Here is a 13,856-nt window from a genome sequence, read left to right as displayed (position 1 = left end):
CATGTGGTCGATGTCCACGTCCGAGGCGGCGGTCCAGGTGGCGCCGTCGTACTCGGAGTACCAGCTGCCGCTGACGGCGGCGCAGGAGGAGTCGGTGACGACGTTGACGCCGTCGCGCTTGAGGACCGTCTCGCGGGTGTTGCAGGTGCCGGAGATCGTGATCCAGTGCGGGAACAGGCTGCGGCTGTAGCCGGTGAGGGAGCCCTCCGCGACCGGGGTGACGGTGTCCAGGTAGGCGCGGGCCTCGGCGGCGCTGATCGGGGTGGGCGGGGAGGCCAGGGCGGCCGGCGCGTTCACGAGGGAGGTGAGGGCGGCGAGTGCGACGGCGGACGCGAGGACGCCGGCACGTCCGGCGCGGCGGAGGCGACGCGCGTAGACAGAGGGCGTGCGGAAGGGCGTGAGGGGCATGAGGGGCTCCCTGGAGCGGGGGGTTGACGGCCGTGCGGCCCCGGCGGGGCGCGGCCATGGTGGCGGCGCCGGATGTCGCGGGGATGGGCGCCAGGTGACAGATTGCCGACATGGGCACGTCACATCAAGGAGATCAACGGCCCGCATTCAAGGGGAAGTTGAGATTCCGGCCGCCGGAGCCGGGCAGGGTGGGGCCAAGCTCACATTCCGGACGCCCTGGTGCCGTGGTCGCCGTCGCGTACCCTGGACGGAGCAGAAGGGGAGTAGCTCTTCGCCGGACCGTCGACATACTGCTGGGTCACACCAGCCGGCGCCCGGAGGCAGGCGGCGTCAGCGGCCCGCCAGCGAGACCTTCGGCCGCAGTGTCCTGTCCATGTGGCGCGACGCGCGCGGCGCAGCATGCGTACACCGCATGCGCGCGGTGTGTGACGTGTCGACGTACCCCAGGGCGCCGCCGAGCCGAAGCGACCCCTGAAACACCCCAGGTCTCTCGGTCCCGATGGCGTCCTGCCCGACCGATCGAGGTTTCACCCCGTGTTCAGCTTCACCGTGCTGGCGATCGCCTTCGGCGTCGTCTTCCTGGCGGAACTCCCCGACAAGACGGCCCTGGCCGGCCTGATGCTCGGCACCCGCTACCGCGCCTCCTACGTCTTCGCGGGCGTGGCCGCCGCCTTCGCCGTGCACGTCGCGCTCGCCATCGCCGCGGGCAGTGTGCTCACGCTCCTGCCGCACCGGCTCGTCCAGGGCGTCGTCGGCCTGCTCTTCCTCGCGGGCGCGGCCATGCTCCTCTTCAAGAAGGGCGACGAGGAGGAAGAGGTCAAGGCTCCGGCCGACCAGTCCTTCTGGAAGGTCTCCGGCGCCGGCTTCATGCTGATCCTGGTCGCCGAGTTCGGGGACCTGACCCAGATCATGACCGCCAACCTCGCGGCACGGTACGACAACCCGCTCTCCGTCGGCCTCGGCGCCGTGCTGGCGCTCTGGGCGGTGGCGGGCATCGGCATCCTGGGCGGGCGCACCCTCATGAAGTACGTCCCGCTGCGGCTCATCACCAAGGTCGCGGCGTGCGTGATGCTGGCGCTGGCCGGGTTCTCGCTCTACGAGGCGATCACGGGCTGACGCCGGTCGCGCCCCCTCGCCCCGGCTTAAGCCGGGGCGAGGGTGAGCCGGATCGAACCGTCCTCGCCGGCTTCGACGCGGACCGCGGTGAGGTCGTCGACGTGGGCCGTGGGGCCGTGGGCCGCGGCGCGCGGGCCTATGCCGATCACGCGCATGCCGGCCGCCAGGCCCGCCGCGATGCCGGCGCCGGAGTCCTCGAAGACCACGCAGTCGGCCGGGTCCACGCCCAGCTCGGCGGCGCCCTTGAGGAAGCCCTCCGGGTCGGGCTTGCTGGCCCCGACCGACTCGGCGGTGATCCGCACGCCCGGCATGGGCAGGGCGGCGGCCGTCATGCGGACCCCGGCCAGGGCGGCATCGGCCGAGGTGACCAGGGCGTGCGGCAGGCGGGCGATCGCCGCCATGAACTCCGGTGCCCCCGCGACGGGCACCACGCCCTCGGTGTCGGCCGTCTCGCGGGCCAGCATCTCGGCGTTCTCGGCGTGGTTGAGTTCCATCGGGCGCTCGGGAAGCAGGATGGCCATCGTGGCGTAGCCCTGGCGGCCGTGGACCACCTTGAGGGCCTCCTGCGGATCCAGTCCGTGCGACAGCGCCCACTCGCGCCAGCAGCGCTCCACCACCGCGTCGGAGTCGACCAGGGTGCCGTCCATGTCCAGGAGCAGGGCCCTGGCGGTGAGGACGACGTGGGCGGAGGCGGTGCTGGCCGACATCGGCGGGCTCCAGACGGGGCGGGAGAAGAGAACAAGTGGTTCCGCCCACCGGTCAGGGGGTGTGGACGGAACCACTTTGTTCCTACACGATACAAAACCCGGGGCGGTGCACGCCACCGCCCCGGGCGTGACCTATCCCTCCAGGGCGCGCCGGGTCGCCGGACCGTAGACGCCCCAGTCGTCCTCGTAGACCCCGTACTCCATCTGGAAGTCCGTGACGGCCCGCTCCACGGAGCGGCCGTACCGGCCGTCGAACCGGCCGTCGTACATGCCCCGCTCCGCCAGCAACCGCTGGAGCTTCAGCACCTCGGGGCCCGAGTCGCCGGAACGCAGGGTCGCGGGCTTCGCGGCCGGCGGAGGGGGCGGCGCGACGGGCTTGGTGGCGCGGGGCGTGCTCGCGGACGGGCTCGGGGACGGCGGCGCCGAGCTACGGGAGGCGCTCGGGGACGGCGAGGCCGACCGGGACGCACTCGCCGACGCGGACGGCGAGGCCGGCGCGGAGGCGCTCTCCGCAGGGCCGGACGGCGTCTCCGACGGCGCGGCCGGGGTCTCGCCGGCCACGGACACCGACGGCTTGGGCTCCGCCAGCGCGGTGCCGTCCTCCCCCGAGCCCGTGAACAGCCCCACCGCCAGCGCCAGCACACCGGCGGCCACCACCGCCCCGGCCGCCGCCAGCAACGGGACCGCGCGCCGCCGCTTGGCCTCCGGCCGCCCGGCACCCGCCCGGGGCCGCCGCGCACCGGGCCCCCGCGGGGGCACGGCCCGCAGCGGCATGGTCTGGTCGGCCGCCGGCGGCGGCCCGGGTATCGCGGCGCCGGTGGCCTGAGGGGCCGCCGCGACCGGCGGGAACACGGCCGTCGGCGCCTCGGCAGCCGGGACGGGCGGGATCACCGCCGGGGTGGACGGCAGGGGCGGGATCGCCGTCGTCGTGGCCTCGTCGCCCCCCGGCACGCCGGGGGCCGGGTCGGGCGGGAGGGCCGGGAAGGGGGAGCCGGCCGTGGGGCCGGGCGGGGCCACCGCACCCAGGACGGGCTGGGGCGGCGTCGGCGTCTGCGCGGGCACCGTCCCGTCGGCCTCGGGCACGGCCATGTACGGGCGGATGCGCAGCGGGTTGAACCCCACCCCCCGCGCACACGTGCAGTCGGCGCCCGCGGCGCCGCATTCCGGACAGCGCTCAGCGCTCACTGGTAACCCCTCCCTGGACACTGCCAGCGATTATGCAGACCCCTTTGGTCCCACCCAACCCTTCCGAGAGGCCATAACCGGACAGACCGCTCAGGATGGAGATGTTGATCCGGCGTGAGGAGGAGCCGATGGCTCAGGACGTGACCGCGTCGCCCGCGAACCCCGCCCAGGGCGCCGAACACGCTTCCCGGGAAGTGCTCGTGTCGATCGGGGCCCTGCTGCTGGGCCTGTTGATCGCCGCACTCGACCAGACGATCGTCTCCACCGCCCTCCCCACGATCGTGAGCGAGCTCGGCGGCATGGAGCACCTGTCGTGGGTGGTCACCGCCTACATGCTGGCCTCCACCGCCGCCACCCCCCTGTGGGGCAAACTCGGCGACCAGTACGGCCGCAAGAAGCTCTTCCAGTACGCCATCGTCATCTTCCTGATCGGCTCCGCCCTCTGCGGCCTCGCCCAGAACATGCCGCAGCTGATCGGCTTCCGCGCCCTCCAGGGCCTGGGCGGCGGCGGGCTGATGGTGCTGTCGATGGCGATCGTCGGCGACATCGTCCCGCCCCGCGAACGCGGCAAGTACCAGGGCCTCTTCGGCGCCGTCTTCGGCGCGACCAGCGTGCTCGGCCCCCTGCTGGGCGGCCTGTTCGTGGACCACCTCTCCTGGCGCTGGGTCTTCTACATCAACCTCCCCATCGGTCTCGTCGCCCTCGTCGTCATCGCCGCCGTCCTGCGGATCCCCGCCCGGCCCTCCCGGCACACCATCGACGGCACACCATCGACTACCTCGGCACCGCCCTGATCGCCGGCGTCGCCACCTGCCTCGTCCTCGTCGCCTCCCTCGGCGGCAACTGGGGCTGGGGCTCGGCCCGGATCGTGGGCCTCGCCGTCCTCGGCGCCGTCCTCCTCGTCGCCTTCCTGTTCGTCGAGCGGCGCGCCGCCGAACCGGTCCTGCCGCTGAAGCTGTTCCGGATCCGCACGTTCACCCTCTGCTCGGTGATCAGCTTCATCGTCGGCTTCGCCATGTTCGGCGCGATGGTCTACCTGCCCACCTTCCTCCAGGTCGTCCGGGGCGTCTCGCCGACCATGTCCGGCGTCCACATGCTGCCGATGGTGCTCGGCCTGCTGATCGCCTCCACCGCCTCCGGGCAGATCGTCAGCCGCACCGGGCGCTGGAAGGTCTTCCCCATCACCGGCACCGCCGTCACCGCCATCGGACTGCTGCTGCTGCACCAGCTGGAACGCACCAGCTCCGACCTGGAGATGAGCGCCTACTTCTTCGTCTTCGGCGCCGGCCTCGGACTGGTCATGCAGGTGCTCGTCCTGGTGGTGCAGAACGCCGTCAGCTACGCCGACCTCGGAGTCGCCACCTCCGGTGCCACCTTCTTCCGTTCCATCGGCGCCTCCTTCGGCGTCGCCATCTTCGGCACGATCTTCACCAGCCGGCTCGGCGAGAAGCTCACCACCACCCTCGCCGGCATCTCCCTCCCGCCCGCGGCGAGCCCCGAACGCATCGAGGCGGACCCCCGGGCCATCGGCGCCCTCCCTGCCGCACTGCGGACCCGGGTGCTGGACGCCTACTCCAGCGCCATCACCGACGTCTTCCTCTACGCGGTCCCCGTGGTCCTGCTCGCGTTCCTGATCTCCTGGTTCCTCAAGGAGGACAAGCTGCGCGGATCCGTCACCGCACCCGATGTGACGGAGACCCTCGCCTCCAACCCCGTCCAGCGCTCCTCACACGACGAGGTCGCCCGCGCCCTGTCCGTGCTCGGCACCCGCGAGGGCCGTGTCCGCGTCTACGAGAAGATCACCGCGAAGGCGGGCTACGACCTGCTGCCCGCGGCCAGCTGGCTGCTGCTGCGGATCAAGAAGTACGGCTCGGTCGACCCGGCGGTGCTCGCCGAACGCACCTCCGTCCCGCTCAGGGCCATCACCGACGCCGCCCGACAGGTCGAGGAGCGCGGGCTCGCCCGCCGGGAGGGACTCTCCCTGGTCCTGACCGACCGGGGCCGCGAATCCGCGGACCGGCTGGCCGGGGCCCGGCAGGAGTCCCTCGCCGAACTGCTCGGCGACTGGTGGGGCCCCGAGCGCCCCACCGACCTCGTGAAACTCGTCGAGGAACTCAACCGGGAGCTGTGCGGATCCGATGCGGAGGAGCCCTACGAGACCCTCCCCCGCCGGGACCACGCGGCGCCCTGACCGGCCGGCCGCCCCTGCGCCCGCCCCGGCCGGTCAGACCAGCCGCTTCTCGAACCAGTGCTGCGCGTAGGGGCCGGAGTTGTACGCCGGTATCTCGCGGTACCCGTGACGCGCGTACAGGGCGCGGGCCTCCACCAGGTCGGTCCGGGTGTCCAGCCGCATCCGTTCCGCGCCCAGCACACGCGCCTCTTCCTCCAGTACGGCGAGCAAAGCCGCCCCGCCGCCCGTGCCGCGCGCGCTCTTGTCGACGTAGACCCTCGTGAGCTCCGCGGTGGCCGGGTCGAGGAGCCGTATGCCGCCGCAGGCCAGGGGCCGCCCGTCGTACCGGCCGACCACGAACTGCCCCGTCGGCGGTTCGAGCCCGTCGGCCGGATCGTCCAGCATCCCCTGGTCGATCTCCGCCTCGGTCACGGACCGCTTCCAGTACCGCCCGGCGACCTCCGCGTAGTACGCGCGCCGCAGGCCGGTGGCGTCCGCCGTCGTGAACGGCTCCGGGGCGATGATCCAGCCGGAGGCGCCGCCCCGGTCCGCCGCGATGCCCGTAGTGCCCGTACTGCCCGTAGTGCCCGCACTGCCTGCCATGGTGATCGAATTCCTGTCCATGCCGCCATTGTGGAGACCCGCCCCCGTCCCCCGCGTGGAATATCCACAGGCACGGGCTGATGATGAGGAAAGGCGTAAATCACACGAGCGAAGGGTGGACGGTCATGTCGGAGCATCCGGACTGTGCCCTGATCCGCCGCGGCTACGAGGCCTTCGGCAAGGGCGACATGGAGACCCTGGGCGGCATGATGACGGCTGACGTCATCCACCACGTGCCCGGCACCAGCCCCCTGTCCGGGCACCACAAGGGACGGGAAGCGGTCCTCGACCTCTACCGCCGCATGGCAGAGGAGACCAAGGGCACCTTGCGGGTCACCCTGGAGCGCGTCTTGGTCGACGGCAGGGGCCACGCGATGTCCTTCCACACCACCATGGCGGACCGCGGCGACCGGGGCATCGAGATCCACGAAGGGCTCTTCTTCACCATCGTCGGCGGCAAGATCACCGACATCGACCAGTGCACGCAGGACATCGACGAGAGCGACGCCTTCTGGAGCTGAGCGCCCGAACGGACGGGCCCGGGAACGCACGCCCTGGGCCCGTCCGCCGTCCTCACGCCTTCTTCGGCGCCGCCTGCTGCACGACCTCGAACGACCACACCTGCGACCCCGACGCCGCAGGCTTCGGCCGGTCCCCGCCGCCCTGGTGCGCCGCCTTCATAGGCCCCTCCATCCACGCCTGGAAGTCCTCCTCGGAACGCCAGCGCGTGTACACGAGGTACTGGTCCGTGCCCTCGATCGGCCGCAGCAGCTCGAACCACTCGAACCCGTCCGAGGACTCCACGGCACCCGCCCGCGAGGCGAACCGCTGCTCCAGCACCTCCCGCTGTTCGTCGGGAACGGTCAGGGCGTTGATCTTCACGATGCTCATGCCGCCATCCTAGGGATCCCGCGGGGGATATCGTCGTCCCGGTAGTCAACCCCAGTGACAGGCGCGGCGTGAGCCGCGGTGCGGCGGCCGGGTGGAGCCGGACGGAGCCGGGGTTGCGGTCGGCAGGGCGGGAGGACGGCGAGGCGTGGCTGATGCGGCGGAGCACGGCGGGCCGAACGGACATGCCGCGGTCATGGGCGGTGGCGGCAGGCTCGGGGCGGTGCGCCTCCTGCTGTGGGCGCTCGCGGCGGTGCTCACCGTCAGACAGGCCGCCTCCGTGCTGCGCGTGCCCCCGGGCGAGTGGTTCAGCGAGCTCCACCTCTCGGCGAGCACCGCGCCCCCGGGCACCCTCTACGACGCCGGACGGTTCACCGGCACCCCCTTCGCCGGCCTCGTCCTCAAACCCCTGGCCGGGCTCGGCGCGCCCTCCTCCCTGGAGGTGGCCTGGACCTGCGTGACCCTGCTGCTCGTCGCCGCCGTCGGCGTGGTCGCCGCGCGCGGGCTCCCCGACCCGGTGCCGCGCCGCACCGCGCTGCTCGCCGCGCCCGTGCTGGTCGCGCTGATGATGGTCTCGCTGCCCGTCCGTGCGGCCGCCTTCCCGGGCCAGACCGCCGTCCTGCCCGTCCTGCTGGTGCTCCTGGCCTTCTTCCGGATGCCCGGCGGGAAGCCCGCCGGCCTCCTCGTCGGCCTCGCCGCGGCCCTCCAGCCCGCCCTGCTGCTCTTCGCCCCGCTGCTGTGGCTCACCGGGCGCCGTCCCACGGCCCGGGCCGCCGCCGCCACCTTCGCCGCGGCCACCGTGCTGGCCTGGGCCGCCCTGCCGCGCGACTCGTGGACGTACTGGATCCACCACCTCGCCGGCACCGGCCTCGGCGGATCCCCCGACGGCCTCGCCAACCAGTCCGTCCACGGCGCCCTGCTCCGCTTCGGCCTCAGGGGCCCCGGCGAGATCCTCCTCTACGCCGCCCTCGCCGCCGCGGTCACCTGGGCCGCGCTGCGCCGCGCCGCCCGCTACGCCCGCGACGGCCAGCTGCTGCTCGCCGTCGCCGTCACCGGCTGCGCGGCCGTCGCCGTGTCCCCGACCGGCTGGCGCCACCAACTGCTGTGGGTGCTCCTCGCGGTGGCCGGCAAGGTGGGTGAGCGGGCCGCCGACCGGCGGGTGTGGCCGGTGGCCGTGGTGCTGGCCATCACCCTGCCGAGTGCGGTCCTGCTGCCCAACCTGGCCGCGCTGGCCCCCGTACGGGACAACGTGCCGCTCCTCACGGCCGTGGCGGCGGCCTGCGCCGTGCCGTTCCTGCCGCGCTCCTCCCCGTACTGGCGTGAGCCCGTCCCCACCGTCCACGGCCGGCCCGTCGCCGCCCGCTGGGCGCGGGTGCCGCTGCTGCCGTTCTGGCGGCGCGCGCTGTCGCGCCCCAGCCTGCTGCTGGAACTCCTGCTGATACGGGTCGGCTACTCGGTCTACTCGCACATCCGCGCCGCCGCCCCGGCCAGCCGCCCCCTCGCCGAGCGCAACGGGAGCCTGGTCCACGGCGTCGAGGGGATCCTCGGCATCGACATCGAACGGGCCGTGAACCGGGCGGTGGCCGACACGCCGTGGGTGGAAGGGTTTTTCAACTTCTACTACTCCTCCTTCCACTTCGTGGTGCCCCTCGGGATCCTCGCCGTCCTCTACTGGCGCCGTCCCGGCGACTACCGCTGGGCGCGGGCCTCGCTGGGCCTGGCCACCGCCCTCGCGCTGGCCGGGTTCTGGCTGTTCCCGCTCGCCCCGCCGCGGCTGATGCCGGGCCTCGGCTTCGTCGACACCGTGCACGGGGCGCAGGACCTGGCGAACCCCTCGTACGGGGCGATGACCGCGATCTCCAACCAGTACGCGGCGATGCCCTCGCTGCACTTCGGCTGGTCGCTGTGGTGCGGGACCGTGGTCGTCGTGCTGGCGCCGAAGGGCTGGCAGAAGCTGCTGGGCGCGCTGCACCCGCTGATCACGGTGTGCGCGATCGTGGCCACCGCCAACCACTGGGTGCTGGACGCGGTGGGCGGCGCGGCCGTCGTCGGAGCGGGCTTCGGGCTGGTCCACGTCCTGTCGGGGCCGCGCGGGCTGCGGGTCAGCCTGCCCGTGCAGCGCAGACCGGCCGGGGAGCCCGACCGGCTGGCCGCCGTGCAGCGGTAGGACGCGGGGTCAGGAGGCGGGTCAGGAGGAGGCGGGGAGAGGACGCGGGGTCAGGAGGCGGCGGCCGGAGGGATGTTCTGGTTGAGGCGGAAGAGGTTGTCGGGGTCGTAGTGGCGCTTCAGCTCCCGCAGACGCCGGTACTTGGCCTCCCCGTAGGCCTGCGCGACCCGCTCCTCGCCCTCCTCCATGAGGAAGTTGGAGTAGACGCCGGTCTGGTAGGGGGCGAGTGCCGACCACAGGCCCCGCGCCCATTCCCGCTCCGCCTGGAACCCCTCGGGGCCCTCCGTCGTTCCGTTGATGTTGAAGGTATGGCCGCCGGAGCGCCCGCCGAAGGCCGTCTCCTCGTCGCCGACCCGCCGGATCGCCCCGCCGAGCTGGAAGATCGGGAAGGCGGTGAGGGGTGAGGTGATCCGGGCGGCGTGTTCGGCGGTGATGTCGATGACCTCGTCCTCCAGCCGGTCCACGTCGCAGGACTTGAAGTAGTACCAGCGCCCGCGCGGGAAGGACGGGTCGAACATCGCCTGGTGGGCGGTGAACGGCTTGGGCGTGCACAGGTCCAGCAGGGGCGGCGGGCCCGCCTCGCGCAGCGGTCGCAGCACCTTCTCGCCGTCCTCGACCGGGCCGGCGTAGCAGCACACCACCATCACCACCGGCCGCCCGTGCAGTTCCTGCGGCATGAACGGCACCGGCGGCACCCGGCGGTGCACGACCGCCGTCGTCAGCTCGTCCGGGACGTCGGTGATCCAGTCCCGGTACAGGCGCAGCAGCCGCGCCGACTCCTCCATCGGCCACAGGACCGGACCCGCGAGCACCACCGGTCCCACCGGGTTGAGGCGGAACTCGAACTCGGTCACGATCCCGAAGTTCCCGCCTCCGCCGCGGATCCCCCAGAAGAGTTCGGAGTTCCGCTCCTCGTCCGCCGTCAGGAACGAACCGTCGGCCGTGACCACGTCCACCGACAGCAGCTGGTCGATCGTCAGCCCGTACTTGCGCATCAGCCAGCCGATCCCGCCGCCGAGGGTCAGTCCGGCCAGTCCGGTGGTCGTGACGATCCCGGCCGGGACCGCCAGCCCGAACGCCTGGGTCTCCCGGTCCAGCTCGCCGAGCCGCACCCCCGCCTGGGCGCGCACGGTACGGGCCTCGGGGTCCACGCGGATGCCGCGCATCGCGGAGAGGTCGAGGACGATCCCGTCGTCGCACACCGAGTGCCCGGGGAAGCTGTGGCCGCCGGAGCGGACGGCCAGGGGCAGCCCCTCGCCGGCCGCGAACCGTACGGCGTCCTTCACGTCCGCGACGCCCGCGCAGCAGGCGACGAGGGCGGGGTGCCGGTCGACCGAGCCGTTCCAGACCCGCCGGTCCTCGTCGTACGTGGGGTCTCCGGGCCGCACCAGCCGTCCCCGGAAGGAGGGGCCCGGCGCAGCCGTGACCGTGGCCATGGCTCCAGTCTGGCACCGGGCGGCTGAGGCCGCACGCCCGTGCGGGGGACCGCCGCGGGGGACCTCCGCAGCCCGGTTCGCTCCGCCACGGCGACCTGCGGAAAACGGTCCTCCGCATGCCCTGACGGACCCGCAGACCGCAGCAGCCGAAGGGGCGCCGGGGCCCGACGGCCCCGGCGCCCCTTCGGTGGATCGCCGCGTGCTGCAAGGATCGGCCCACTTCCGCGGTTCCGCCACCCGGGCGGTCGCCCGGCAGGGCCGGACCGGCGGACGGCAGGGGCCGGGGCGTGGGAGGTGACGGCCCCTGCCGTCCTGGGTCACGGGTCAACTGGCGCTGACCCGGAGCTCCTTGATTCCGTTGAGCCAGGCCGCCCGCAGCCGCCGGGGCCCCGCGTCCTCGGTGGCGAGCCGCAGGTCGGGCAGGGTGTCGGCGAGGGCGTTGAAGATCAGGTCGATCTCCATCACGGCCAGGGACTTGCCCAGGCAGAAGTGCGGGCCCCCGCCCCCGAAGCCGAGGTGCGGGTTCGGGTCGCGGGTGATGTCGAAGACCTCCGGGTCCCGGAAGACCTCGGGGTCGTGGTTGGCGGAGGAGTAGAACATGCCCACCCGGTCGCCCGCCTTGATCTTCTGCCCGCCCAGCTCGGTGTCCCGGGTGGCGGTGCGCTGGAAGGAGACCACGGGCGTGGCCCAGCGCACGATCTCCTCCGCGGCCGTCGAAGGCCGGGTCGCCTTGTAGAGCTCCCACTGCTCGGGGTGGGTGAGGAAGGCGTGCATGCCGTGGCTGATGGCGTTGCGCGTGGTCTCGTTCCCCGCGACCGCCAGCAGCAGCACGAAGAACCCGAACTCGTCGGAGCGCAGGTTGCCCTCACCCTCCGCCGCCACCAGCTGCGTGACGATGTCCTTGGCCGGGCACTCCTTGCGTTCGGCGGCCAGGTTCATCGCGTAGCCGATCAGCTCCACGGCCGCGTTGGCGCCGGCCTCCTCGGTGATGGCGTACTCCGGGTCGTCGTAGGCGACCATCTTGTTCGACCAGTCGAAGATCTTGGCCCGGTCCCGCTGCGGTACGCCGATCAGCTCGGCGATGGCCTGGAGCGGGAGCTCGCAGGCCACTTGGGTGACGAAGTCGAAGCTGCCGTCGCCCGACGCCGCCCGCGCCTCCCCGACGATCTTCCGTGCCCGGTCGCGCAGGGCCTGTTCCAGGCCGCGGATGGCGCGCGGGGTGAAGCCGCGCTGCACGATCTGACGCACCCGGGTGTGTTCCGGCGGGTCCATGTTCAGCATGATCAGCCGCTGGGCCTCGATCTGCTCGCGCTGGACGTGCGCGTTGAAGCGGATGATCGCCGTGTTGGTGGTCGAGGAGAACAGCTCCGGGTGCGTGGAGACGTACTTGACGTCCGCGTGCCGGGTGACGGCCCAGTAGCCCTCGTCGTCGAACCCGGTGATCCCGCGCGGCTGTGCGCACCACCAGACGGGCGCGGTCTGCCGGAGCCGCGCGAACTCCGGCAGCGGGACCCGTTCCTGGAGGAGATCGGGGTCGGTGGCGTCGAAGCCTTCGGGCAGCACGGGACAGGACATCGGGCGACTCCAAGGTCTGACAAAAGGTCTGACGGCCCATCAGAAGCTGGCTCGAAGGTAGTAACGAGTTCTAGAAGTGACAAGGGCTTCCGCGTCAACTGTTGCGTGTGGAATCCGTGGAGGGCGCGTGCAAGACCCTTGCGTGCCGGGGGTCCAGGTCATAAGACTGCGGTAGATAACTAGAACGCGTACTAGTTCGAGCAGGGCGGCAGCCGGACGGCCCGCCACGCCGGCGCTGTGCAGAGTGTGCAGGAAAGGACGAGCTCATGGCCGCGGAACCCGTCATCGTCGAAGCCGTACGCACGCCCATCGGGAAACGCGGGGGCGCCCTGGCCAACCTCCATCCCGCCTACCTGCTCGGCGAGACCTACCGCGAACTCCTCGCCCGTACCGGAATCCAGCCCGACTGCGTGGAACAGATCGTCGGCGGCACCGTCACCCACGCCGGCGAGCAGTCCATGAACCCGGCCCGCAACGCCTGGCTCGCCATGGGACTCCCGTACGAGACCGCCGCCACCACCGTCGACTGTCAGTGCGGCAGCTCCCAGCAGGCCAATCACATGGTCGCCAACATGGTCTCCGGCGGGGTCATCGACATCGGCATCGCCTGCGGGGTCGAGGCCATGAGCCGGGTCCCGCTCGGCTCGGGCTCCAAGCACGGCCCCGGCAAGCCCTTCCCGGACGAGTGGAACGTCGACCTCCCCAACCAGTTCGAGGCGGCCGAGCGCATCGCCCGCCACCGCGGCCTGACCCGCGAGGACGTCGACCGCCTCGGCGTGCTCTCGCAGGAGCGGGCCGCCACCGCCTGGGCCGAGGAGCGCTTCAAGCGCGAGACCTTCGCCGTCCAGGTCCCGACCACGGAGGAGGAGCAGGCCGCCGGGCAGGGCATGTGGCGGCTGGTCGACCGGGACGAGGGCCTGCGCGACACCAGCATGGAGGGCCTGGCCCGGCTCAAGCCGGTCATGCCGACGGCCGTGCACACCGCCGGGAACTCCTCCCAGATATCCGACGGCGCCGCCGCCGTGATGTGGGCCTCCCGCAAGATGGCCCGCGCGCTCAAGCTCAAGCCGCGCGCCCGGATCGTCGCCCAGGCGCTGGTCGGCGCCGACCCGCACTACCACCTGGACGGGCCCATCGACGCGACGCGGGCCGTCCTGGGCAAGGCCGGGATGTCCCTCAGGGACATCGACCTCGTCGAGATCAACGAGGCCTTTGCCTCCGTCGTCCTGAGCTGGGCCCAGGTCTTCGGACAGGACCTGGAGAAGGTCAACGTCAACGGCGGCGCCATCGCCCTCGGCCACCCCGTCGGCGCCACAGGCGCCCGGCTGATCACCACCGCGCTGCACGAGCTGGAGCGGCGCGACAAGGAGTTCGCGCTGATCACCATGTGCGCGGGAGGCGCACTGGCGACCGGCACGATCATCCAGCGCCTCTGAGCGCTCCGGCGCTTCTGAGCGCTCCGGCGCCTCTGGGCGCGCCGCTCGCCGGAGGGCGCCCGCAGAACCCGTGGGATGGGATGCGAGAGGCCCCGGTGGCCGGACCTGGGGAGGCCGGCCACCGGGGCTCTCGTGTGTCTGCTGCTGTACTGCTGCCGCCGGCTC

The 13,856-nt window shown here is 72.6% G+C and carries 10 protein-coding genes and 2 pseudogenes; 5 read left to right on the top strand and 7 right to left on the bottom strand.

The genetic code is table 11. The features are described from left to right. Positions 1-408: pseudogene (locus VR44_RS19975) on the bottom strand (hypothetical protein); the annotation flags it as partial. Positions 409-942: 534 nt separating this feature from the next. Between VR44_RS19975 and VR44_RS19970 the strand changes: the two are divergent. Then, positions 943-1,524, top strand: coding sequence for a TMEM165/GDT1 family protein (locus VR44_RS19970; protein WP_045948910.1), 582 nt, complete (start codon positions 943-945; stop codon positions 1,522-1,524). A gap of 26 nt (positions 1,525-1,550) precedes the next feature. On the opposite strand, the gene VR44_RS19965 is transcribed toward VR44_RS19970, so the two are convergent. Further along, positions 1,551-2,231: an HAD-IA family hydrolase gene (locus VR44_RS19965; protein ID WP_045948909.1), complete on the bottom strand. Its 681-nt coding sequence runs from the start codon at positions 2,229-2,231 to the stop codon at positions 1,551-1,553. A 132-nt stretch (positions 2,232-2,363) separates the two neighbouring features. Then, on the bottom strand, positions 2,364-3,416 hold the full coding sequence (locus VR44_RS19960) for a peptidoglycan-binding domain-containing protein (RefSeq protein ID WP_045948908.1): 1,053 nt from the start codon (positions 3,414-3,416) through the stop codon (positions 2,364-2,366). 128 nt (positions 3,417-3,544) lie between these two features. On the opposite strand from VR44_RS19960, the pseudogene VR44_RS19955 reads away from it, so the two are divergent. Continuing rightward, positions 3,545-5,607, top strand: a pseudogene (locus VR44_RS19955) (MDR family MFS transporter). A 33-nt stretch (positions 5,608-5,640) separates the two neighbouring features. On the opposite strand, the gene VR44_RS19950 reads toward VR44_RS19955, so the two are convergent. After that, positions 5,641-6,210: a GNAT family N-acetyltransferase gene (locus tag VR44_RS19950; RefSeq protein ID WP_245692018.1), complete on the bottom strand. Its 570-nt coding sequence runs from the start codon at positions 6,208-6,210 to the stop codon at positions 5,641-5,643. Positions 6,211-6,314: 104 nt separating this feature from the next. Between VR44_RS19950 and VR44_RS19945 the strand changes: the two genes are divergently transcribed. Beyond that, a complete protein-coding gene (locus VR44_RS19945; protein ID WP_045948907.1) occupies positions 6,315-6,710 on the top strand; it encodes a nuclear transport factor 2 family protein in 396 nt (131 codons plus the stop codon). A 52-nt stretch (positions 6,711-6,762) separates the two neighbouring features. Here the strand turns inward: VR44_RS19945 and VR44_RS19940 are convergent, their stop codons facing one another. Beyond that, positions 6,763-7,080 carry an antibiotic biosynthesis monooxygenase family protein gene (locus tag VR44_RS19940; RefSeq protein ID WP_045948906.1) on the bottom strand — a complete coding sequence of 106 codons (318 nt, stop codon included), beginning with the start codon at positions 7,078-7,080 and terminating at the stop codon, positions 6,763-6,765. Between the two features lie 193 nt (positions 7,081-7,273). Here VR44_RS19940 and VR44_RS19935 point away from each other — a divergent pair, with 193 nt between their 5' ends. Further along, the gene (locus VR44_RS19935) at positions 7,274-9,244 is read left to right on the top strand and encodes a phosphatase PAP2 family protein (RefSeq protein WP_211275101.1); all 1,971 of its coding nucleotides are present in this window, start codon (positions 7,274-7,276) and stop codon (positions 9,242-9,244) included. A 50-nt stretch (positions 9,245-9,294) separates the two neighbouring features. On the opposite strand, the gene VR44_RS19930 is transcribed toward VR44_RS19935, so the two are convergent. Both VR44_RS19930 and VR44_RS19925 read right to left on the bottom strand, forming a co-directional pair. Further along, on the bottom strand, positions 9,295-10,680 hold the full coding sequence (locus tag VR44_RS19930) for an FAD-binding oxidoreductase (protein ID WP_045948905.1): 1,386 nt from the start codon (positions 10,678-10,680) through the stop codon (positions 9,295-9,297). 324 nt (positions 10,681-11,004) lie between these two features. After that, entirely contained in the window at positions 11,005-12,255 is a 1,251-nt protein-coding gene (locus VR44_RS19925) for a cytochrome P450 (RefSeq protein ID WP_045948904.1), read from the bottom strand. A gap of 266 nt (positions 12,256-12,521) precedes the next feature. Here VR44_RS19925 and VR44_RS19920 point away from each other — a divergent pair, with 266 nt between their 5' ends. Beyond that, complete coding sequence (locus VR44_RS19920) at positions 12,522-13,691, top strand: steroid 3-ketoacyl-CoA thiolase (protein WP_045948903.1); 1,170 nt, start codon at positions 12,522-12,524, stop codon at positions 13,689-13,691. The last annotated feature ends 165 nt before the right edge of the window (positions 13,692-13,856 follow it).

The organism is Streptomyces katrae (assembly GCF_000966975.1).
Taxonomy (GTDB): domain Bacteria; phylum Actinomycetota; class Actinomycetes; order Streptomycetales; family Streptomycetaceae; genus Streptomyces; species Streptomyces katrae.
This window is presented reverse-complemented; position numbering and strand designations above follow the sequence as displayed.

What these genes read in the sequence shown, in the direction of transcription:
- VR44_RS19935 (WP_211275101.1), top strand. Translation starts at nt 7,274, where the DNA reads ATGGGCGGTGGCGGCAGGCTCGGGGCGGTGCGCCTCCTGCTGTGGGCG.
- VR44_RS19965 (WP_045948909.1), bottom strand. Translation starts at nt 2,231, where the DNA reads ATGTCGGCCAGCACCGCCTCCGCCCACGTCGTCCTCACCGCCAGGGCC.
- VR44_RS19925 (WP_045948904.1), bottom strand. Translation starts at nt 12,255, where the DNA reads ATGTCCTGTCCCGTGCTGCCCGAAGGCTTCGACGCCACCGACCCCGAT.
- VR44_RS19920 (WP_045948903.1), top strand. Translation starts at nt 12,522, where the DNA reads ATGGCCGCGGAACCCGTCATCGTCGAAGCCGTACGCACGCCCATCGGG.
- VR44_RS19945 (WP_045948907.1), top strand. Translation starts at nt 6,315, where the DNA reads ATGTCGGAGCATCCGGACTGTGCCCTGATCCGCCGCGGCTACGAGGCC.
- VR44_RS19940 (WP_045948906.1), bottom strand. Translation starts at nt 7,080, where the DNA reads ATGAGCATCGTGAAGATCAACGCCCTGACCGTTCCCGACGAACAGCGG.
- VR44_RS19930 (WP_045948905.1), bottom strand. Translation starts at nt 10,680, where the DNA reads ATGGCCACGGTCACGGCTGCGCCGGGCCCCTCCTTCCGGGGACGGCTG.
- VR44_RS19950 (WP_245692018.1), bottom strand. Translation starts at nt 6,210, where the DNA reads ATGGACAGGAATTCGATCACCATGGCAGGCAGTGCGGGCACTACGGGC.